The organism is Burkholderia sp. AU18528, from assembly GCF_002223215.2.
Taxonomy (GTDB): domain Bacteria; phylum Pseudomonadota; class Gammaproteobacteria; order Burkholderiales; family Burkholderiaceae; genus Burkholderia; species Burkholderia semiarida.
Genome location: NZ_NKFC02000006.1, coordinates 1,571,689 through 1,593,042 on the forward strand (window position 1 = coordinate 1,571,689; position 21,354 = coordinate 1,593,042).

At 67.9% G+C, this 21,354-nt stretch carries 21 protein-coding genes; 10 read left to right on the forward strand and 11 right to left on the reverse strand.

What is annotated here, in order from left to right; translation table 11 throughout:
- Positions 1 to 47 precede the first annotated feature (47 nt).
- On the forward strand, positions 48 to 959 hold the full coding sequence (locus CFB52_RS24030; protein ID WP_099317630.1) for a LysR family transcriptional regulator: 912 nt from the start codon (positions 48 to 50) through the stop codon (positions 957 to 959).
- Positions 960 to 981: 22 nt separating this feature from the next.
- On the opposite strand, the gene CFB52_RS24035 is transcribed toward CFB52_RS24030, so the two are convergent.
- Positions 982 to 1,635, reverse strand: a complete 654-nt coding sequence (locus CFB52_RS24035) for a TetR/AcrR family transcriptional regulator (RefSeq protein WP_060310710.1) — start codon at positions 1,633 to 1,635, stop codon at positions 982 to 984.
- 146 nt (positions 1,636 to 1,781) lie between these two features.
- Between CFB52_RS24035 and CFB52_RS24040 the strand changes: the two genes are divergently transcribed.
- The gene (locus CFB52_RS24040; RefSeq protein ID WP_099317631.1) at positions 1,782 to 3,074 is read left to right on the forward strand and encodes an NAD(P)/FAD-dependent oxidoreductase; all 1,293 of its coding nucleotides are present in this window, start codon (positions 1,782 to 1,784) and stop codon (positions 3,072 to 3,074) included.
- 44 nt (positions 3,075 to 3,118) lie between these two features.
- The gene (locus tag CFB52_RS24045; protein WP_059584841.1) at positions 3,119 to 3,508 is read left to right on the forward strand and encodes a DUF3331 domain-containing protein; all 390 of its coding nucleotides are present in this window, start codon (positions 3,119 to 3,121) and stop codon (positions 3,506 to 3,508) included.
- Positions 3,509 to 3,511: 3 nt separating this feature from the next.
- Here the strand turns inward: CFB52_RS24045 and CFB52_RS24050 are convergent, their stop codons facing one another.
- Entirely contained in the window at positions 3,512 to 4,840 is a 1,329-nt protein-coding gene (locus CFB52_RS24050; protein ID WP_059584840.1) for a dicarboxylate/amino acid:cation symporter, read from the reverse strand.
- 151 nt (positions 4,841 to 4,991) lie between these two features.
- A complete protein-coding gene (gene ggt, locus CFB52_RS24055; protein ID WP_099317632.1) occupies positions 4,992 to 6,743 on the reverse strand; it encodes a gamma-glutamyltransferase in 1,752 nt (583 codons plus the stop codon).
- Positions 6,744 to 7,116: 373 nt separating this feature from the next.
- Here ggt and CFB52_RS24060 point away from each other — a divergent pair, with 373 nt between their 5' ends.
- From CFB52_RS24060 to CFB52_RS24070, 3 genes are all read left to right on the forward strand, one after another.
- Complete coding sequence (locus tag CFB52_RS24060) at positions 7,117 to 7,995, forward strand: MurR/RpiR family transcriptional regulator (RefSeq protein WP_060310706.1); 879 nt, start codon at positions 7,117 to 7,119, stop codon at positions 7,993 to 7,995.
- Between the two features lie 151 nt (positions 7,996 to 8,146).
- On the forward strand, positions 8,147 to 9,091 hold the full coding sequence (locus CFB52_RS24065; RefSeq protein WP_099317633.1) for a metallophosphoesterase: 945 nt from the start codon (positions 8,147 to 8,149) through the stop codon (positions 9,089 to 9,091).
- Between the two features lie 19 nt (positions 9,092 to 9,110).
- A complete protein-coding gene (locus CFB52_RS24070) occupies positions 9,111 to 9,452 on the forward strand; it encodes a cupredoxin family copper-binding protein (protein WP_059639711.1) in 342 nt (113 codons plus the stop codon).
- Between the two features lie 30 nt (positions 9,453 to 9,482).
- Here the strand turns inward: CFB52_RS24070 and CFB52_RS24075 are convergent, their stop codons facing one another.
- Complete coding sequence (locus CFB52_RS24075) at positions 9,483 to 10,652, reverse strand: alpha/beta fold hydrolase (RefSeq protein ID WP_099317634.1); 1,170 nt, start codon at positions 10,650 to 10,652, stop codon at positions 9,483 to 9,485.
- A gap of 347 nt (positions 10,653 to 10,999) precedes the next feature.
- On the opposite strand from CFB52_RS24075, the gene CFB52_RS24080 reads away from it, so the two are divergent.
- Together CFB52_RS24080 and CFB52_RS24085 are read left to right on the forward strand one after the other, a co-directional pair.
- Positions 11,000 to 11,308, forward strand: a complete 309-nt coding sequence (locus CFB52_RS24080; RefSeq protein ID WP_099317635.1) for a helix-turn-helix transcriptional regulator — start codon at positions 11,000 to 11,002, stop codon at positions 11,306 to 11,308.
- 80 nt (positions 11,309 to 11,388) lie between these two features.
- The gene (locus CFB52_RS24085; protein ID WP_099317636.1) at positions 11,389 to 12,450 is read left to right on the forward strand and encodes an alkene reductase; all 1,062 of its coding nucleotides are present in this window, start codon (positions 11,389 to 11,391) and stop codon (positions 12,448 to 12,450) included.
- Between the two features lie 18 nt (positions 12,451 to 12,468).
- Here CFB52_RS24085 and CFB52_RS24090 read toward each other — a convergent pair whose 3' ends face one another.
- Positions 12,469 to 12,996 (reverse strand): GNAT family N-acetyltransferase, encoded by a 528-nt coding sequence (locus tag CFB52_RS24090; protein WP_059584830.1) that lies wholly within the window; start codon positions 12,994 to 12,996, stop codon positions 12,469 to 12,471.
- Between the two features lie 92 nt (positions 12,997 to 13,088).
- Here CFB52_RS24090 and CFB52_RS24095 point away from each other — a divergent pair, with 92 nt between their 5' ends.
- Positions 13,089 to 13,700, forward strand: a complete 612-nt coding sequence (locus CFB52_RS24095) for a LysE family translocator (RefSeq protein ID WP_059584828.1) — start codon at positions 13,089 to 13,091, stop codon at positions 13,698 to 13,700.
- Between the two features lie 21 nt (positions 13,701 to 13,721).
- On the opposite strand, the gene CFB52_RS24100 is transcribed toward CFB52_RS24095, so the two are convergent.
- Positions 13,722 to 14,642, reverse strand: coding sequence for a phosphatidylinositol-specific phospholipase C (locus tag CFB52_RS24100; RefSeq protein WP_155634560.1), 921 nt, complete (start codon positions 14,640 to 14,642; stop codon positions 13,722 to 13,724).
- A gap of 6 nt (positions 14,643 to 14,648) precedes the next feature.
- Here CFB52_RS24100 and CFB52_RS24105 point away from each other — a divergent pair, with 6 nt between their 5' ends.
- Positions 14,649 to 15,680, forward strand: a complete 1,032-nt coding sequence (locus CFB52_RS24105; RefSeq protein ID WP_099317637.1) for a LacI family DNA-binding transcriptional regulator — start codon at positions 14,649 to 14,651, stop codon at positions 15,678 to 15,680.
- Between the two features lie 32 nt (positions 15,681 to 15,712).
- Here CFB52_RS24105 and CFB52_RS24110 read toward each other — a convergent pair whose 3' ends face one another.
- The 5 genes from CFB52_RS24110 to CFB52_RS24130 all read right to left on the reverse strand — a co-directional run bounded on the left by CFB52_RS24110 (position 15,713) and on the right by CFB52_RS24130 (position 21,338).
- The gene (locus CFB52_RS24110; RefSeq protein WP_099317638.1) at positions 15,713 to 16,573 is read right to left on the reverse strand and encodes a carbohydrate ABC transporter permease; all 861 of its coding nucleotides are present in this window, start codon (positions 16,571 to 16,573) and stop codon (positions 15,713 to 15,715) included.
- Complete coding sequence (locus tag CFB52_RS24115; protein WP_099317639.1) at positions 16,570 to 17,439, reverse strand: carbohydrate ABC transporter permease; 870 nt, start codon at positions 17,437 to 17,439, stop codon at positions 16,570 to 16,572. The genes CFB52_RS24110 and CFB52_RS24115 overlap by 4 nt, the downstream gene beginning before the upstream one ends.
- A gap of 40 nt (positions 17,440 to 17,479) precedes the next feature.
- The gene (locus tag CFB52_RS24120; protein WP_099317640.1) at positions 17,480 to 18,724 is read right to left on the reverse strand and encodes an ABC transporter substrate-binding protein; all 1,245 of its coding nucleotides are present in this window, start codon (positions 18,722 to 18,724) and stop codon (positions 17,480 to 17,482) included.
- Between the two features lie 302 nt (positions 18,725 to 19,026).
- On the reverse strand, positions 19,027 to 20,238 hold the full coding sequence (locus CFB52_RS24125; RefSeq protein WP_099317924.1) for a porin: 1,212 nt from the start codon (positions 20,236 to 20,238) through the stop codon (positions 19,027 to 19,029).
- Positions 20,239 to 20,399: 161 nt separating this feature from the next.
- Positions 20,400 to 21,338, reverse strand: a complete 939-nt coding sequence (locus CFB52_RS24130; RefSeq protein WP_059584816.1) for a helix-turn-helix domain-containing protein — start codon at positions 21,336 to 21,338, stop codon at positions 20,400 to 20,402.
- Between the last annotated feature and the right edge of the window lie 16 nt (positions 21,339 to 21,354).

Below are 21,354 nucleotides of genomic sequence, written 5' to 3' on the forward strand. Positions count from 1 at the left end.
AGGTAAAATACGAATTCGATGATCTATTGATACATGGCAGGTATCGCATGATCGATCTGCGCCAGTTCCGGCAATTCATCGCGGTCGCCGAAACGCTCAGCTTCCGGCGCGCGGCCGAGCGACTGCACATGGCTCAGCCGCCGCTCAGCGCGGCGATCCGCAAGCTCGAGGACGAACTGGGCGTCGCATTGCTCGAGCGCGACAACCGCGGCTCGCGGCTCACGCCGGCCGGCGAAGCGTTCCTGCTCGAAGCGCGGCGCGCGCTCGAACAGGCCGAGCGCGCGGTGGCCGTGGCGCGCCGCGCGGGCGCCGGCCTCGGCGGCACGCTGCGGCTGCGCTTCGTCGACAGCACGGTCAACGCGCTGTTGCCGCTGATCCTGCGCGCGTTCCAGCAGCGCCATCCGGACGTCGATTTCCAGCTCGAGGAAGGCACGACCGCCGAACAGATGCTCGCGCTGCGTCAGGACCGCACGGACGTCGGCATCGTCGTGCTGCCGGTGGCCGATGCCGGCGACGTGCATGTCGAGCCGCTGCTGCGCGACCGGATGGTGGCCGCGCTGCCCGACGGCCACCGGCTCGCGCGGCGCCGCCGCATCGCGCTGGCCGAGCTGGCGGATGAACCGTGGGTCATGTTTGCCGCGCACCACGGGCCCGGCATGCACGCGCTGATCGTGACGGCGTGCGCGCAGGCGGGCTTCGCGCCGCGCGTGGTCCAGCAGCCGCGCCAGATGCAGACGACGGCCGGGCTCGTCGCGGGCGGCATCGGCGTCGCGCTGATGCCGCGCCTGTTCGTGCCGATGCAGCCGCGAGGCATTACGTTCTGCGAACTGAAGGGCGCGGGCAGCCCGCTCGCGTACGAGCTCGCGATCGCATACCGCGCGCCGTCGCCGCTTGTCGATGCGCTGCGCGAGAGCGCGCGGAACGCGGTGCGCGAGCTGGGGCTGATCGCGGCGACGTGACCGCGCGCATCGCGCGCGGCGCTCAGTCGCCGAGAATGTTCAGCGCGACCGCGAGCACGGCCTGCCTGAATTCGTGCTGCCGCGTGGGCAGCGACGTGAACTCCAGCATCATGTGGCTGTACGACACCGTCGTACCCACGGCGCTCGCGATCATGAAGAACAGCACGTTCGGGTCGACCGGACGAATCGCGCCGGCCTCGACCGCGTCCGCCAGCAGCGGAAACATCGCGTCGTGGTACGGACGCACGAGCCGCTCCCGCAGCCGGTCGAGCCGCGCGCCCTCCTCGGTCGCCGCCGTCGAGAAGAACATGCCGATATCCGGCTCCGCGAATTCGTGATCGACGCACAGCTCGAGCGCGCGCCGCACGCGCTCGCGATGCGGCAGCGGCGACGTGCGCAACGCACGCAGCGCGTCGAACATCGGTTCGGCCAGCTCGACGATCTGCTCGACGACCGCCAGCCACAACGTTTCCTTCGTGCCGAAGTGATGGGCGATCAGCGCCGCGTCGATGCCCAGCTCGCGCGCGACTTCACGCACGCTCGTCGCGTCGTAGCCGCGCTTCGCGAACGTCCGGCGCGCGGCCCGCAATATCACGTCCGGACCGACGGACGCATCCGCCAGCGGCCGTCCGCGCGTCCGCCGCTTCGACGGCGCGCGCTCAGTGACTTCTGCCACGTTTTTCCTGCTCCTTGAACGATTCGAATGCCCGTGTCCGGCCCCCGCTTCGACGTGCCGGAATCGGGCGGCCCGCCCCGCTCCGTTGACACGCGGAGCCGGGAAGCGCTAGGATCATACCTTATTCATCACGTGATGATTTATCCATGACAACCCCTACACGCATCGTCATCGTCGGCGGCGGGATCGCCGGGCTGCAGCTCGCGACCCGCCTGGGCGAGCGTCTCGGCCGGTCCGGGCAGGCACGGATCACGGTCGTCGATCGCAGCCCCACGCACATCTGGAAGCCGATGCTGCACACGATCGCGGCCGGCACGCGCGACGTCCAGCAGCAACAGGTGATCTTCCTCGCCCACGCCCGCGATCATGGCTACACGTACCAGCCCGGCGAACTGAAGGGGCTGGATCGCGCGCGCCGCCGCGTGCAGCTCGGCGCGATCCGCTCGCGGGACGGCGACGTGGTGATCGGCGCACGCGAACTCGAATACGACGTGCTGATCCTCGCGCTCGGCAGCCAGGCCAACGATTTCGGCGTACCCGGCGTGCGCGAGCACTGCTACTTCATCGACAGCCAGCAGCAAGCCGAGACCTTCAACGAAGCGTTGCGGATGCGCGTGTTCCGCAGCATCGCGCGCGACGAGCCGTTTCGCGTCGCGATCGTCGGCGCGGGCGCGACGGGCGTGGAACTCGCGGCGGAGCTGAGCCGCTTGCTGGAAGTGGCGCAGGCGTACGGTGACGAGACGGTACGCGAGCGGCTGCAGCTCACGCTGCTCGAAAGCGGCCCGCGCATCCTCAACGCGTTTCCGCCGCGCATTTCCGCGTCGGCCCGGCGGCGGCTCGAACAGATCGGCTTTCGCGTGCTGACGTCGACGCGCGTCACGTCGGCCGACGCGAACGGTTTCCACTACGGCGACGGGTCGTTCGCCCAAGCCGACCTGATGGTCTGGGCGGCCGGCGTGAAGGCGCCCGACTTCATGCAGGCGCTGGGCGGGCTCGACACGAACCGCGCGAACCAGATCGTCGTCGGCCCCACGCTGCAGGCGACCGGCGACGAGTGCGTGTTCGCGATCGGCGATTGCGGCAGCCTGCTGCCCGACGGCCACGAACGGCCGCTGCCGCCGACCGCGCAGGTCGCGACGCAGCAGGCCGAGCACCTCGCGAAGCATCTGCCCGCATGGCTCGACGGCACGCCGATTCCGCCGTTCGCATTCCACGATTTCGGCGCGCTGGTGTCGATCAGCGACTACGACGCATTCGGCACGCTCGGGCAGTTCGGGTTCTTCCGCGGCGGCTTCATCCAGGGGCGCTTCGCGCAGTTCAGCCACCTGATGCTCTACCGGCGGCACCAGCAGGCGCTGCACGGCTTTTCCAAGGCGACCCTGCTGTGGATCGCCGAACGGATCAACGGCTGGGTGCAGCCGCGCATCCGCCTGTCGTGATGCCGCGCGTCGCGGCACCGCGTAACGTTTCGAGGAACAGAGACATGAACAACCGTGCAGCGCCCTGGCTCATGACCGTCGCCGCAATCGGCAGCTTCGACATGCCGTCCGTCTCGTGGGGTGCGCCGCGGCGGCGCAGCGTCACGCGCGACCGGCTGCCGTCGTGGGACGCGACGAGCAAGCCGACCATCGACGTGCTCGAACGGCCCACGGCCGACACCGTGATGATTTCGTGGTGCGACGCGTGCACCGGACACTACGGCTACCAGAAGTGGCGCCTGTTCACGACGCGCAAACGCGGCGTGTGCGCGCTGTCGGGGCGGCCGATCGAGATCGGCGACAGCGTCTATGCGCCGCAACTGCTCGGCTCGACGCCGGGCAACGCCGCCGCGATGGTGCTCGCGGCGTGCATCGACGACGCGCTGGCGGCCTGAGCGTCAGGTCGCCGTGGTCTGACCGGCGCCATAGGCCGGATCGCCGTTCTGCCGTTCGAGTTCGGCATCGAGATGCGCGGCATGCGCGCGTGCTTCGGACTCCGACATCAGCTCGCCCTCCCACTTCGCGACCACCGCGCTCGCGATCGAGTTGCCGACCGCATTGGTGGCCGAGCGGCCCATGTCGAGGAACGTGTCGACCCCGAGAATCAGCAGCAGCCCGGCTTCCGGGATGTTGAACTGGTGCAGCGTCGCCGCGATCACGACGAGCGACGCGCGCGGCACGCCGGCCATCCCCTTCGACGTGAGCATCAGCACTAGCAGCATCGTGATCTGCGTGCCGAGCGACAGGTGGATGTTGTACGCCTGCGCGATGAACAGCGACGCGAACGTGCAGTACATCATCGAGCCGTCGAGATTGAACGAATAACCCATCGGCATCACGAAACTGGAGATCTTGCGCTTCACGCCGAAGCGGTCGAGCGCGTCGAGAATCTTCGGATACGCGGCTTCGGAGCTGGCCGTCGCGAACGACAGCATGAACGCTTCCTTGATCAACGCGAGCAGCTTGAACACGCGGCGGCCGAGGAACAGCAGCCCGGCCGCGACGAGCGCGGCCCACAGCAGCACGAGGCTCGCGTAGAAGTCGCCCATGAACACCGCGAACTTCAGCAGGATCGACAGCCCGTTGACCGCGACGGTCGACGCCATCGCGGCCATCACCGCGAGCGGCGCGAGCTTCATCACGTAGCCGGTGATCTTCAGCATCACGTGCGCGAGCTGGTCGATCGCGGCGACGAGAATCTTGCCGCGCTCGCCGAGCGCGGCGAGCGCCACGCCGAAGAACAGCGAGAACACGACGATCTGCAGGATTTCGTTGTTCGCCATCGCCTCGGCGATCGACTTCGGCACCATGTGGCCGACGAAATCCTTCAGCGTGAACTTGGACGTCGCGAGATGCGCGGACGCGCCGATGTCCGGCAGCGGCAGGCCGAGATTCTCGCCGGGCCGCAACAGGTTCGCCATCAGCAGGCCCAGCAGCAGCGAGACGAGCGACGCGGTGACGAACCAGCCGAACGCTTTCGCGAACACGCGCCCGACCGACGCCGCGTCGCCCATGTGCGCGATGCCGACGACCAGCGTCGAGAACACCAGCGGGCCGATCACCATCTTGATCAGCCGCAGGAACACGTCGGACACGAGCGAGATGTAGCCGGCGATTTCCGCGGCCGACTGCTTGTCCGGAAGCTGCGTGTAGATCAGGTAGCCGATCAGGATGCCGGCTGCCATGGCGAGCAGGATCCAGCCTGCCGCAGACATTCGTTTGTTCATGACGGAGTTCGCCGAGTGGCGATGGAGTTGACGGAAGAAAGGTGCGCGCCGCTCAGGCTGGTGGATGTCCGCCGACGGGCGCGCTGCCGCCGCACCGGCATTCGCGGCAACGCGAACGCCGGCGGCAGCGATTCGGGATGAAACGGTCGGGTCAGTAGCCGATCGCCGAACCGGCCGGACGGCGCGGGTCGTTGTAGCCGTAGATGAAGCCGACACGCACGTTGCCGGACACGGACGAATCGTTCCCGGAACTCTGGCGGCTCGCCGCTTCGGTGCCCGGCAGGCCGACCATGATCAGCTCGGCGGCGCCCCACGGCGTCTGCTCGACCATCTTGTAGCCCATGTTGCGCAGGATCGCGAGCGTGTCGGGCGACAGGCCGTAGGTTTCGTAATAGACCGCGTCGGGCAGCCACTGGTGATGGATGCGCGGCGCGGCGACCGCGTCCTGCGGCGTCATCCCGTAGTCGATCACGTTCAGCACGGTCTGCAGCGTGATCGTGATGATGCGCGAGCCGCCCGGCGAGCCGACCACCATGAACACCTTGCCGTCCTTCTTCACGATGGTCGGCGCCATCGACGACAGCGGGCGCTTGCCCGGCGCGATCGAGTTGCGCGTGCCCTGCACGAGGCCGAACAGGTTCTGCGCGCCGACCTTCACGGTGAAGTCGTCCATCTCGTCGTTGAGGAAGAAACCGGTGCCCGGCGCGATGACCACGGCGCCGAAGCGGCCGTTGACCGTATAGGTCGTCGACACCGCATTGCCGTCATGGTCGACGATCGAGTAATGCGTCGTTTCCGGCTTCTCGTGCACGCCGACACCGGGCTGCACGTCGACCGACGGCGTGGCCGTGTCGGCATGGATGCTCTTGCGGATCTGTGCCGCGTATTCCTTGCTCGTCAGCTTCGCGATCGGGTTGTCGATGAAGTCCGGATCGCCGAGCAGCGTGTTGCGGTCTTCGTACGCGTGGCGCATCGCTTCGGTCATGTAGTGGACCGCCGCGGCCGAGTGGTAGCCAAGCTTGCGCAGGTCATACCCTTCGAGGATGTTCAGCGTCTCGCACATCGTCACGCCGCCCGAGCTCGGCGGCGGCGCCGACACGAACTCGTAGCCGCGATACGTGCACGTCAGCGGCGCCATGTCCTGCGCGCGATAGGACGCGAAATCGGCCGCCGTGATCACGCCGCCGCCGCGCTTCGCCGCCGCCTCGACGATCTTCGGGATCTCGCCGTGATAGAACGCGTCGGGCCCCTGCTCCGCGATGCGCTCGAGCGTGCGCGCCAGATCCTTCTGCACCAGGCGATCGCCCGGCTGCAGCGCCGAGCCGTCCGGGCGCAGGAAGATGCGCGCGGCTTCGGGATCCTTTTTGAAGCGCTCGACCGTCGTGTCGAGGATGTCGGTATCGCCGCGCGTCAGCACGAAGCCGTCGCGCGCGAGCCGGATCGCCGGCGCCATCACCTGCCGGCGCGTCAGCTTCCCGTATTTGCGCTGCGCGAGATCGAGGCCCGCCACCGTACCCGGTACGCCGACCGCGCGATAGCCGTACAGGCTCTGCTCTGGAATGACGTTGCCCGACGCATCGAGATACATGTTCGCGGACGCCGCGGCCGGCGCCGTCTCGCGGAAATTGATGAAGCGGTCGCGACCGTCGGCCAGATGGATCGTCATGAAGCCGCCGCCGCCGATGTTGCCGCAGCACGAGTTGGTCACCGCCTGCGCATAGCCGACGGCGACCGCCGCGTCCACCGCGTTGCCGCCTGCCTTCAGGATGTCGACGCCGATCTGCGACGCGAAGTGCTGCGACGACACGACCATGCCGTTCTTCGCTTCGACCGCCGGGTCCGACGCGGCGAACGCGCACACGCTCATCGCCGACAACAGGGTGAGTACTACGAGCCGCCTCATGACGGAATCCTCCAGACGAATAAACCGGGCCATGCGGGAATGCACCGGCGCGCAACTACGTGTCGACGCTGCCAATCCGACATGTAATAAACGATACATTCCAGTGAGGCCGCGATCATAGCACTCGGTTTTTTGGGCCAAAACCTAGGGTAAGCCCTGAATTTGAAGCGAAAGCACGTCGATACGACCGACAATGAATGTTCGATTTATTACACATATGTACGTATTCGTTAAGCAGGGTGATGCGTCCCTCTAATTTCAGCGCGTACGCGGCCTGCGGCACGTCGATCGGCTAACATGCGTGCAGTTGGCGGCAGACGCCCGTCTGCCGTTTGGTCGTTCAGTTCAATTCAGATAGAAAGCCGGAGTACCGATGGGGACGAGCATCAGGGCGTTGTTGTTATCCCAGATGGATAGCTTCACGCCGTCGGAACAGAAGGTCGCGCAGGCGTTGCTGGATCGCTATCCCAGTCTCGGACTGGGCCCGATCGCGCAGTTTGCGAAGCAGGCGGAAGTCAGCGACCCGACCGTGTTCCGCTTCGTCGTCCGGATCGGCTTTCCGAATTACTCGTCGTTCCAGCAGGCGCTGCACGACGAGATCGACACCGCGATGAATTCGCCGCTCGCGCGGATGGATGCGTTCCACTCGGAAACGGGCATGCGCGACAGCCATGCGGCGATTTTCCAGCGGCTGTCCGAATCGCTCGCGGCGACGATCGAAGGGCTCGACGCGGCCGCGTTCGACGCAGCGGTGGCGGTGCTGGCCGATCCGGACGTACGCATTTTCTGCGGCGGCGGGCGGTATACGGCGCCGCTCGCGTCGCTGTTCTCGTTCACGCTCGCCTATGCGCGGCCGCGTGTGCAGTACGTCGAGCCGAACGTGAATCTCGCGTCCGTCGCGCTGGTCGACATGGGGCGCAACGACGTGCTCGTGATCTTCGACTTTCGCCGTTACCAGAAGGACAGCATCCGCTTCGCGCAGGCCGCGCACCGGCTCGGCGCGCGGATCCTGCTGATCACCGACGAATGGCGCTCGCCGATCGCCGCGTTCGCGGAAATCGTGCTGCGGATCCAGGGGCGCCCGTTCGCGATGCTGCAGACCAACGTGCCGGCGCTGGCGCTCACCGAGGCGCTCGTGATCGCCGTGACGAACCGGCTGCCGGAACTCGCGCGGCAGCGGATGGAAAAGATCGAGCGGCTCAATGCCGGCGGGATCGAGTGGGATACCAACCAGCGCGACCTGCCCGAATGACGATCGTTCGCGTGGCGGGCGCGGGCGCCGGCTTTCGACCTCGCAACGGCCGGGAATAAATCCGCCGCTTCGCCGGTATCGCATGCGAAGGCGCCGGCTTATTCCAGGACGATCCGGCCGTCCGGTTTCGTCACGCGAATGCGAGGCTTACATGTCTTCATCGACCCCCACCCGCCCGTCGCGTCGCAAGGCCCTGCAATGCATGGCCTTCGGCGGGCTCGGCACGCTGTTTACGCTGTCGGGCGGCATCCTCACGCCGTTCGACCTCGCGCTCGCGCAGACCGGCGACGCGCGCCCGGCCGATGCAGGCCGGCCGCTGTTCGTGCAGATCAGCGATACGCACATCGGCTTCAACAAGGACGCGAATCCCGACGTGTCGGCCACGCTGAAGCAGACGATCGACCTCGTCAACGGGATGCCCGCCTTGCCCGCGCTGGCGATCCATACCGGCGACATCACGCATCTGTCGAAGCCCGAGGAATTCGACCACGCGTCGCAGTTGCTGTCCGCGCTGCGCGTGCCGGAACTGCACACGGTGCCCGGCGAGCACGACGTCACCGACGGTTCCGGCGCCGAATATTTCGGCCGGTTCGGCAACGCGTCGGACAACCGCGGCTATTACAGCTTCGACCACGCGGGCGTGCACTTCATCGGCCTCGTCAACGTGATGCACTTCAAGCCGAACGGGCTCGGCAGCTTCGGCGACGAGCAGCTCGCGTGGCTCGCGCAGGACCTGAAAGGCCGCTCGTCGAGCACGCCGATCGTCGTGTTCTCGCACATGCCGATGTGGACCATCTACGAACCGTGGGGCTGGGGCACCGGCGATGCGCCGCAGACGATGGCGCTGCTGCGCCGCTTCGGCTCGGTCACCGTGCTGAACGGGCACATCCACCAGATCGTGTCGAAGGTCGAGGGCAACGTGACGTTCCATACCGCCCGCTCGACCGCGTTCCCGCAGCCGACGGCCGGCAACGGCCCGGGACCGGTGCCGCTCACGGTGCCGCACGACCGGCTGCCTTCGATGCTCGGCGTGACGACCGTCGAATTCGCCGGCCATCCGGTCGCGTCGTCGCTGCATGACACGACGCTTGCGTGAAAAAAATAAGGAGACCGACATGATCCGCTTCAAGCCATCTCGAATCGTCGCGGTGCTGTTCCTGTGCGGCGCGGCCGCGGGCACGCCGCTCGCCGCGTTCGCGCAGGGCCCGACCGGCCCGCTCGTGACGATCCGCAATTTCATGTTCTCGCCGATGTCGACCACAATCAAGGCCGGCACGACGATCACGTGGAAGAACCTCGACGCGGAGCCGCACACCGTCGTCAACGACGCCGGCATCTTTCATTCGAAGGCGCTCGACCAGGACGAAACGTACGCGTTCCGCTTTGACAAACCGGGCGTCTACAAGGTGTTCTGCGGCATTCATCCGTACATGAAGGAGACGATCACCGTCGAATGACGATGCCGGCCGGGCGTCATCGGCGTATGCTCACCGCCCCGCCGAGCGCATGCCCGGCGCGGTACCGGCGACGACCGGGCACGACTGCGGCAGCGCCTGCCCGAACAGCACGGCCAGCCCGCAAGCGGACGTGAACATGCCGAGGCCGTCATGCCCGACACCCGGCACTTCGACGACCTGCTGCGCGAGATCGTCCGGATGCCGCTTCTTCAGGTAATCGAAATACGCGAGCCCGCGCGCGAGCCGGTACGGCCCCTGCGCCATCGCCGCGCACGAACGGTCGATGAAATGCGTGGTGGGATTCGTGTCGGCCTGCCCAAGCAGGTACACGACATGGCGCGCGACGTAGCGCGTTTCGAGATCGCGCACGTCCTGCGCTGCAACGTAAGGCGGCGCCGACTTCAACCCGTACTTCCATTCGGTTGCGCGCGGGCAGGCGCCGCCTGCCATGGCCTCGGCATTCGGCCGTTCGTCGTCGAAATACAGGTAGCTCGACGGGTTCGCAACCACGTAGCGCACGGCAATGCCGGTACGCGCGAGCGCGTCGCCTTCGCGCCCGGCCACCGCATAACGCTGCAGCAACTGTGCACCGGCCGAGTGGCCGATCACGACGACCGTCGACAACGACGGGTACCGGCTGCGGTCGGCGAAATGCGCGAGCAGCGCGTCGAGCGCCGCGAACGAGCTGATCGGGCCCGGCTGGCGGGCCGGTTCACCGCCCTTCCATCCTTCCTGCGTCCATGCGAGCGTCGGCGCGGGCAACGAAAACGCGCGCACGTCGGCGCGTGTCAGGAACTGCGGCGCGACGACCATCGTGCCCGTGCCGGACGCACCGGCCTTCTCGACGACCTCGCGCCCCGATGCGTAGTACGCGTCGGCATTACGCAGCGTGCCGTGAATCACGATGAACACGCGCGTGACGTCGGATGCGGCCTGATCGAGCGGATGATCGGCGTAGACGGGCAACACCGCACGGCCTTGCGGCGTGTCGACGGTTATGCGCTGGTCGGCGACGGCCTTGACCGGCGCTTCGAGACGTTCGCGCTGTGTGGGCGTAATGGCTTCGGCCGGCCGCGCGCCGACCAGCATGCCGACGGCGGCACAGGACAGCGCGAGCGGAACGGCATAGGACAGGGCTCGAGCGGCCGGCAGCATGCGCGAGAGTCGGATGCGGGAAAAGGCAGCGGAAGTGACGGACATGGCGGCGGCTCGGGTGGCGGATATGACTTGAACGGCGATGGTCGCAGAAACCGTCGCGCGCCGCCGGTCCGTTGCGGAAAACGAATCAGCCCGCCGGTTGCGTACCGCGCTCCGCGCCGACGCACGCTTCGCCCGATCTCGTACGGCGATAGCGGATTGCAGGCAAGGCGACCTGAAGCCGGCGGCCCTCATCGACGGCGGTTCACATCGCGCTCTATCCGACCCCGAGATTACAACGCCCTATCAACCCCATTGCCGGCAGTGCCTTCAAACATATCGCAAAAAGACGATATATGATTCGCCCATCGACGATACCCGTTTGCCCGACCGAAACACCCAGCCTTTCCATGCCGACCGAACTCGACATCGACGCGATCCTGAAAGCGCTCTCGAACCCCGTGCGCCGGGAAATCCTCGTCTGGCTGAAAACGCCCGACGAGCATTTTCCGCAGCAGACGCTGCCGTACGAACACGGCGTCTGCGCGGGCCAGATCGACGCGCGCTGCGGGTTGTCGCAGTCGACCGTCTCCGCGCACCTCGCGACGCTGCAGCGCGCGGGGCTCGTGACGTCGACGCGGATCGGCCAGTGGGCGTTCTTCCAGCGCAACGAGGCCGTCATCGACGCATTTCACGACGCGCTGCGTCGCGAACTCTAGCCAACGGCCGAACCGGCCATGCGGAGCGCCGTCGTATCCGACGCGACGGCTTCTCCGCCTTTCGTAAGAGGTTAATTGCCATGCCCACGCTGTTCGATCCCGTTACCCTCGGTGACCTGACCCTGCCGAACCGCATCGTGATGGCGCCGCTCACCCGCGCCCGTGCGGGCACGGCGCGCGTGCCGAACGCGCTGATGGCGCGCTACTACGCCGAGCGCGCATCGGCCGGCCTGATCATCACCGAAGCGACGTCGGTCACGCCGCAGGGCGTCGGCTATGCCGACACGCCCGGCATCTGGTCCGACGAGCAGGTCGAAGGCTGGAAGCAGATCACGCAGGCCGTGCACGCGGCCGGCGGGCGCATCGTGCTGCAACTCTGGCACGTCGGCCGGATCTCCGATCCGATGTTCCTGAACGGCGACCTGCCGGTCGCGCCAAGCGCGATCGCCGCGGGCGGCAACGTGAGCCTGGTGCGTCCGCCACGTCCGTTCGTGACGCCGCGCGCACTCGAACTCGACGAGATTCCGGGCATCGTCGCCGCGTATCGTAAGGGCGCCGAGAACGCGAAGGCGTCGGGCTTCGACGGCGTGGAGATTCACGGCGCGAACGGCTACCTGCTCGACCAGTTCCTGCAGGACAGCACCAATCGCCGCACCGATGCGTACGGCGGCCCGATCGAGAATCGCGCGCGCCTGCTGCTCGAAGTGGTCGACGCGGCGATCGACGTGTGGGGCGCCGGCCGGGTCGGCGTGCATCTGGCACCGCGCGGCGACGCGCATACGATGGGCGATTCCGATCCGGCGGCAACCTTCGGTTATGTCGCGCGCGAACTCGGCCGCCGCAAGATCGCGTTCATCTTCACGCGCGAATCGTATTCGGGCGACCAGTTGAGCCCGCGCCTGAAGGAAGCGTTCGGCGGCCCGCTGATCGCGAACGAGCAGTTCACGCTCGACACCGCGCAGGCCGCGCTCGCGAGCGGCAGCGCCGACGCGATCGCCTGGGGCAAGCTGTTCATCGCGAACCCGGACCTGCCGCGCCGCCTCGAAATCGGCGCGCCGCTCAACAAGCCGGTGCCGGAGACGTTCTACGCGGAAGGCGAAACGGGCTACACCGACTACCCGGCGCTGAGCGACGCGGCCTGACGGCACAACGGCGCGGGTTCAGATGCGCACGTCCGCGCGCATGAACACGCGCCGTGTTTCGTCGAGACCGAGCGCGACGTGGTGCGCACGGATCGCGCGCAGCGCGTCGTCGAGTGCTGCATCGTCGATGATCCGGAAACCGAGGCGCGCGTAGTACGGCGCATTCCACGGCGCGTCGCGGAACGTCGACAGCACGATCTCCGTGATCCCTTCCCGCGCCGCGCGCGCCGTCACCTGTTCGATCAGGCGCGCGCCGATACGCTGCCCCGCATGCGACGGCGCGACGTCCAGTTCCTCCAGATACAACCGCTGCGCATCGAGCAGCCGGTAGAACGCGAACCCCACGCACGTGCGTTGCGAATCGACCGCGACATACGCACGGCCGTCGTCGATCCGCACGAGCACGGCGGCCGCATCGGTCGGCTCGCCGTCGGCGATGTCAGCCATGCCGATCGCGCGAAACCGCTGCGCGGCGGCGACTTCCACGGCGGCCATCGCGGCCGCGTCTTCCCGCGTGGCGGGACGAATCAGGATCGATGCAGGCATCACGGCGATTCAGGCAGGCAGTCTGGAACGGCCGTCACTATAATCGAAACTTCATACGTATCGTTTCGAATGCCCGATCCACGAGGCCCGTCATGACGTTGTCCGCACTCGCCGTCTTCGCCTTTGCCCTGCTCGTCACCGCCGGCACACCCGGCCCGAGCGTCGCCGCGCTCGTCGCGCGCGTGCTGACCAACGGCGTGCGCGACGTGCTGCCGTTCCTCGCGGCCATGTGGCTCGGCGAAGCGCTGTGGCTCACGCTCGCGGTCGCGGGGCTGTCGGCGTTCGCGCACACGTTCGCGACGGGCCTGATCGTGCTGAAGCTGCTCGGCGTCGCGTACCTGCTGTTCCTCGCATGGAAGATGTGGACCGCGCCGACAGGCACGGATGCCGACGACCTGCCGCGCGGCCAGTCGCCTTGGCGCATGTTCGTCGCGGGCATGCTGGTCACGCTCGGCAACCCGAAAATCATGTTGTTCTATCTCGCACTGCTGCCGACCATCGTCGACCTCACTCACGTCGGCGTCGCCGCGTGGGCCGAGCTGGTCGGCACGATGCTCGCGGTCCTGATTCTCGCCGACTGCTTCTGGTCGCTGCTCGCATCGCGTGCACGCGCCTTCCTGACGTCGGCGCGCGCGAAGCGGATCGCGAACCGCACGAGCGCAACCGCAATGGCCGGTGCGGCGGTGGCGATCGCGACGCGGTAGTCCGCGGCGGCGCTCCACCCACTAACAGCGAAACGCCTTGCGCCAGGCGCCCCGTTCCGGCATGTAGTCATTGCATTCGATCAGCGCACGCACGAGCGCCCAGTCGTCGTCATCGCAGAAATCGAGCAGCATCGCGCCGTACGGGCCGGGCTGCTCGCGCAAGCGCTCGGCCAGTCGCGCATGAATGCCCTGCACGCGGCCATCGCCGTGTGCGACCACCGACGGATTCGCGCCCATCCCCGTACCGCTGCAGAAACTGATCGCCCAGCGGCCGCTGTCCGGCAGCGGCAGATGCGTCAGCAGCGCGTCGATCGCACGCCACTTCCACGCGATCGATGCTGCCACCGGCACGCGATATTCGTCCTGGATCACGAACGCGCCGTCCGGATGATCGATCGTAAACGTCGCGTTGTCAGGCCACGCGGTCAGGTCGATGCCGAGCGGCCGGCCGCTGCGAAAGCGCCGCAACAGCACGACCGCGCCGCGCACGTCGCCGAGCGCAGGCAGCGTGCCGCCGGCATGCCAGCGCAATCGCGGATGCCGCGCGCGATGCGCGTCGAACGTCGCATCGAAACCGCGCGTGCACGCCTGCGCCGGCCACTCGTCCTTCACCGACATCACGATGCATTCGCGCGGATGCGCATCGAGAAAGCGCGTACAGGTGGCCAGCACGTCGTCGAACGTCATGCCGAGCGCGATGCCGCCGTGATGGATGTCGAACGCATCGCGCACATGCCGGCAGCGAATGTCGAGCAGCCGCACGCCATGCGCGAGCTGCGCATCGAGCGGCGCCCGCTGCGTGCGCACCAGCGAATCGTCGACCGTATACGCACAGGTGTCATGGCTGCCCGGTAGGGTCAGCGTATGCAGCGGCCGCGCGTCGTCGAGCGCGGACATCCAGTCGGCAGGCGGCATGCCCGTATCGTGGCGCGAAGGAATCATGAATCGATGAATGACAAGGAAAGAAAACCGTGGGTCACGGCGTCGGATGTCGCGGCGCGGGCCGGCGTCTCGCGCTCGGCAGTGTCGCGCGCGTTCTCGCCGACGGCAAGCATTGCGCCGCAAACGCGCGAGCGCGTGATGGTCGCCGCGCGCGCGCTGGGCTACCAGGTCAACCTGATCGCGCGCGACATGATCACGCAGCGCAGCAGCATGATCGGCGTCGTGACGGCCGGGTTCGAGAACCCGTTCCGCGCGCGGCTGCTGTCGGACCTGATGGCCGCGCTCGGGCAGCGCGCGCTCACGCCGCTCGTGACCAATGCGGAAGATCCGCGCCAGATCCGGCAATCGCTCGAACAACTGCTCAGCTACCGCATCGCGGGCCTCGTGATGACGTCCGCGTCGCCGCCGCTGTCGGTCGCGCGGCAATATCTCGAACACCGGATTCCGGTCGTGATGATCAACCGCGAAGCGAACCTGCCGGGCGCGGATGTGGTCGTCAGCGACAACGCGGCGGGCGCCGCCCACGCCGCGCAGCGGCTCGTGCGGGCCGGCGCGCGCCGGCTCGCGTTCGTCGGGCCGCGCGGCACGAGCTACAGCGCGCGCTCGCGCGCCGCGGCGTTCGAGCAGGCGCTCGGGCCACGCAACGCGTTCGGCGCGTTCGACGCGACGCTCGTACGCGTGCTCGACACGCCGTCCGACACCCATGCCAGCGGGATCGACGCCGCGCGGCACCTGTTCGCGACCGCCGAGCGGCCCGACGGCGTGTTCTGCTCGTCCGACCTGCTCGCGCTCGGTGTGATCGACGCCGCGCGCCGCGAATTCGGCTTGCGCGTGCCGGACGACCTGCGCGTGATCGGCTTCGACGATATCCCCGCCGCCGAATACGATGCGTATCGGCTGACAACGCTGCGGCAGGACACGCGCGGCCTCGCGCATGCGGCGATCGACCTGCTCGCCGACCGGATGCAGGCGTTCGACGGCCCGTCGCGCACGCGGGTCGTGCCGGTCACGCCGGTGGTGCGCGATAGCTGCGCATGACGACGTGAGACCGGGCGCGGCCACGCCGCGCGTCACTTCAGCCCACCCGCGAACCCGCGCAACAGGTAGCGCTGCACGTAGCCGGCCACGGCCAGCGTCGGCAGCGACGCCATCAATCCCGCGCTCATCAGGTCGCCCCAGTCGATGCCGTTCTCCGTCACATAGCCGGCAATTGCGAGCGGCAGCGTGAAGCGGCTTGGCGTCGACACGAACAGCAGCGCGATCAGGAATTCGTTCCACGCCGCGATGAACACGAAGATCGCGGTCGCGATCAGCCCCGGTGCGCACAGCGGCAGCACGATCTGCACGAGCCGCCGCGCGAGCCCCGCGCCATCGATGCACGCCGCTTCCTCGTATTCGATCGGGACGTCGCGCACGAACGCGAGCAGCATCCAGATTGCCATCGGCAACGCGTAGATCTGGTACGCGAGCATCAGGCCGAGCGTCGAATCGAGCAGGTGCAGCCGCTTCGCGAGCGCGAACAGCGGCACCGCGATCGTGATCGGCGGCATCAGCTTCAACGCCAGCACGAGCACCAGGAACAGCAGGTCGAGCCGCGCCGGAAACCGCAGCCGCACGAGCGCGTATGCAGCCGGAAACGCGAGCGCCAGCGCGAGTAGCGTCGTGCCGAAGCCGACCAGCAGCGAATTGAACAGCGGCGCGCCGATGCCGTTCGCCCACACCGACGCAAAATGCGCGACGGTCGGCGCGGCCGGCCAGATCCGCAACGGATGATCGAGGCGTTCGAGCGTCGGCATGAAGGCCGCGCCGGCCATCCACAGGCACGGCAGCAGCAACAGCGCGAGCGCGACGACGCGCAGCGCCCACGGCATCGCGTGACCGAATGCAGCGCTCGCTCGTGCGCGCGGGATACCCGCCGATCGCGTCGTCATGCGCGCCGCTTGCGAACCGTCTGCCATACGTACCCCGAGACCAGCAGCGCGGACGCCGCAAGCATCAGCACCGACGCGGCGCTCGCCGGCCCGACGTTAAAGAAGCGGAAGCCCGTGTCGTAGATGTAGGTCGACAGCGTCTGCGTCGCGTTGCCGGGGCCGCCGCCCGTCAGCGCATAGACCTTGTCGAACAGCTTGAACGTGTCGATCGAGCGCAGCAGCAACGCGAGGCCGATCTGCGGCGCCGCGAGCGGCAGCGTGATGTCGCGCAGGCACTGCCATTCGCTCGCGCCGTCGGTGCGCGCGGCTTCGTACAGCTCCTGCGGGATCGACTGCAGCCCGGCCAGCACGATCAGGAACGCCATCGGCGTCCACTGCCACACGTCGACGAGCGCGAGCGACCACAGCGCGAGATGCGGGTCGGACAGCCAGCGCACGCCTTCGACGCCGAACACGGCGAGCAGCGCGTTCAGGAAGCCGTCGAAGTTCAGCCAGTTGCGCCAGATCGCCGAGCACACGAGCGTGGACAGCATCATCGGCAGGATCGCGAGCGGCAGCGCGATGCGCCGGCCAGGGAACGCGCGCACGAACAGCAGCGCGAGGCCGAAGCCGAGCGCCACTTCGGCCAGCGACGCGACGATCGTGAAGCGCAGCGTGTTGCCGAAGCCGGCCGTAAATGCGTCGTCGCCGAGCACCGCGCGATAGTTCGCGAGCCCCACGAACGCGCGGCGGCCGGCCGAGTAATCGACCCGGCAGAACGAGTCGATCAGCACCTGCGCGACCGGATACAGCGCGAGCGCGGCGAGCACCAGCAGCGCGGGCCCGAGCAGCGCGACGAACGGCAGGCCGCGGCCGGACGCTTTCATGCGCGACCTCCGGCCGACGGATTGACGTTGACGCGCGCGGTCACTTGCCAGCCGCGGCCGCAGCCGTCGCCTGCGCGATCTTCTGCTGCGCCTGGCGCAGCGCGGCGTCGGGCGCGGCCTGCCCCGTCAGCGCGAGCTGCAACTGGTCGCCGAGAATGCTCTCCACCTGCTGCCAGTCCGTCACGCGCGGCCGCGCACGGCCGGCCTCGAGCGCCTTCAGTTGATCGGGATACCAGCGGTACTGGCGCACCAGCGCCGGATCGTTGAACACGCTGCGGCGGGTCGGCGGAATGCCGATGCCGGCGAGGCGCGTCTGCGTATCGCGCGCGCTCAGGTAGGCGAGGAAGTCCTGCGCGAGCTTCACGTGCGGCGCGTCCTTCGGAATGCCCATCTGCCAGATGCCGAGCATCGGCGCCGGGCCCGCGGTCTGCCCCGGCGGCGGCTGCAGCGCGATCTGCCCGACCACGCGCGACTGCTTCGGATCGTCGAGGGCCGGCACCCATGCCGGCCATACCTCGATCGACTGCGCGGCCGTGCCGCGCTGCAATGCGTCGCGCACTTCGGCCGCGCCGTACACGTCGACGTCCTTCGGCGCGAATGCCTTCAGCGCGAGGAAAGTCTTCAGCGCGGCCTGCGCTTCGCGGGAATCGATCGTCACGTTGCCGGCCCGGTCGAACACGTCGCCGCCGTACGCCCACAGGATCGGCAGAAAGCCCGTGACGACCGGGTTGCCCTTCGTGCCGCGGAACACGACGCCCGACACGCTCTTGTCCGCGCCGCCGACGGTCTGTGCGATCTTCAGCACGTCGTCCCAGTTGCGCGGCGGTTGCAGCTTGTACTTCGCGAGCAGATCCTTGCGGTACGCGAACATCTCGACGTTGCCGACGATCGGCAGCGCGTACAGCGCGCCCGCCGCGTTGCGGCCGAGCGCGACGGCGGACGGCACGAGATCGGCGTCCGCGAGCGACGCGGGCAGCGGCTTCAGCCAGCCGTTGCCGATGAATTCGGGCGCCCACGTGTCGTCCATCATCACGAGGTCGTACGCGCCGGTGCCTTCGCGCATCGACAGCTTGAGCTTCTGGTACAGGTTCGCGTTCGGTAGCTTGAGCAGCTCGACGTCGGTGCCCGGATGCAGCTTGGTGAAGCCGGCGACGGCATCGGCCAGCCCCTTGCCGTAGATGTCGTCGCGGCCTGCGATGACGAGATCGGCGGCCACGGCGTGCGTGGCGGCGAAGGACAGCGCAAGGGCGGCGGACAGCGCGCGCAGGCGGCTCAGCAAGGTCATGAGGTCTCTCTCGATCGGCGTATGGAGCGGAACGGTCATGCGTTGCACACGTGTGCAACGCCGGCGACACGTCGGGTCGCATGAAGCGTCGCCATTGTTCACGCAGACCGTGAAGGTATTGTGGCAATCCGCAAAGCCGGGCAACCTGACGCCCGCATTCCGTCCAGCCGGGCCCGTTCAGTTAAGCATACGGACGGCTTTTTTCAAGCATCGCTTTCCATCACTCGACCGGCGCAGGACCATACGCGTGGAGGCAGCACGGCGGCATGCGACCGACGTGCCGCCGCCAGCCGCATTCAGCGTCAAAAGTTCACACGAATCCCGGCCATCACCGCCAGTTGCCGGCTCGAATTGCTGTTCGCGAGCACCGGAATCTGCGCATAGTTCGCCGCGTTGCCATCCGCATCGGTGCCGAGCCCCGTGCCGCTCACGATCTGGCCGATCGCGACCGCATACAGCGCGGTGCGCTTCGACAGGCTGTAGTTCGTGCCGACGTTCACCTGGTGGAATCGCGTCGTGCCGCGCCCGTCCGTATGCGCGGCATTGAAAATGTACGCAACGCCGCCTTGCAGCGCCGGCGTGAACATGTACGTGACGTTCAGCTCGCCGATGTCGAACGTGAACGCCTGCGTGCGCGGCTGCGCGGCGGTCGAGAAATAGCGGCTCTCGCCGAGCCGCGTATGCGTATAGGTCAGCGCGAGCGTCGCCGCGCCGAGCGTGACCGACCCGCCCGCGCCGAACGCGCGCATCGAGCCCGCATCCTGCAGCAGGCAATACATCGCGCCCGGGTTGCCGCACGCGAAATCGCCGATATAGCCGCTCGCGCCGCCGAGCGCCGCGTCGAGCGGCTGGTGCAGGTCGAGGTAGCCGACCGAGAAGGCCACCGGCGAGCGCGTGTACGTCGCGGCCACCGCATAGCCACGCTTCGCGGAAAAATCGCCGGCCTGGCCGCCGAAGCTGAACGTGCCGCCGAACGTGAGGCCGTTGAAATCGGCGCTGGTGAACTTCACCGCGTTGTTGAAGTTGAACGCGGCATTCAGGTTGTCGACGTCGCCGAGGTGCGAGCCATACGGCGTCGCCCAGTTGTTGCTCGACACGTACGCGCCGAGCATGTCCGTGTACGAATCGTATTGGCGGCCGAGGCCGAGCGTGCCGATCGAATCGTGGCGCAGCCCGACCCACGCCTGCCGGCTGAACGCGGTGCCGCCCTGCAGCGCCTGCCCGCTCGCCGACAGGAACTGCTGCTCGAGCGTGAACACCGCATTCAGGCCGCCGCCGAGCGGCTCGGCGCCCTGGAAGCCGAAGCGGGACGGCACGAGGTTGCCGCCGCCCATCTGCCATGCATGGCCGCCGCCCGTGCTGCCGTCGGCGCGCGTGAACTGCTGGTTCGTCGAATAGATGATGCCGGTGTCCACGGTGCCGTACAGCGTCACGCTCCCCGAAGTCTGCGCGTGCGCCGCATGCGCGCAACCCAGCATGGCCGCGGCTGCGGCCAGTCGTCGTCCGTTCTTCATGTCCCGCCCCTCCGTGATCATCGATACGCAGTGCGAATCGATGGTGTTGTCGATATGTGTGGCAGGACTTTATCCAGCGAAAATTCCGGACCTCTATCCCAAATCAGCAAATGGTGATGGGGACGAGCGATACACGGCGGCACCGTCGCGGCGCGGGCAGATCATTCGGGGCGCAAGGTTTGCGACGGCAGCTCGCCGAACAGGTCGCGATACTCGCGCGCGAAATAGCCGAGATGCGTGAAGCCCCAGCTCGCGGCGGCTTCGCCGACGCCGAGTTGCCGCACCGACGTCGTGCGCAGCAGGCGACGCACCGCATTCAGCCGGATCGTGCGCAGGTAGCCGACCGGCGTGACGTCGGCCACGCGCTGGAAGCTCGTTTGCAGCGTACGACGGCTGCAACGCAGCGCGCGGCAGAGTTCGAGCACGGTGACGGGTTCCTCGGGCCGGTCGCGCAGATGCTTCTCGCAGCGGCTCACGATGTCGCTGTAGGTGGCGTGCGTGATGTCGCGGCGCTCGACGCCGATCCCCTGTTCGAGCGCGTCGAGGAACATGCCGAGCATCGCGTCGCGAAACATCTTGCGGGTGGCCGCGTATTCGAGGCAGCCCGGATTGCGCTGCGCGTCGTCGATCAGCGACGACAGCCGCACGCCGAGCGCGACGCCCTGCGCGTCGGACAGCCGCGTCACGTGCCGCAGCCGGCGCGCGCCGGCCGCGCCGAATTCGGCCTCGCACAGCTCGTCGACCATGTCGGACGCCGCGCTGATCCCGACGAGCCCCATCCCTTCCGGCGTGTGGAATTCGAAATCCTCGCCGGCGCGCAGCGCGAGCAGCGCATAGCCGTCGACCGGCTGGCCCTGGAACGTGCCCGCGAGCGGCACGGACAACGGCACCGCGAGCGACGTGCGCCCGGCCGGCGCGAGCCCGGTTTGCGCGACGCGCCGGTTGGTCGTTTCCCGGAAGAAGTGGAAATCGTCGTACAGCACCTGCGTGACGGTGCCCTTGAAACGGCCCGGCGTCATCTGACGGTACACCTGATGCCAGCCCGCGATCGCGAGCCCGTGATCGTGCACGTCTTCGTGTGAGCGTGACTGGAACAGCATCGGCACCTCCGGTAAA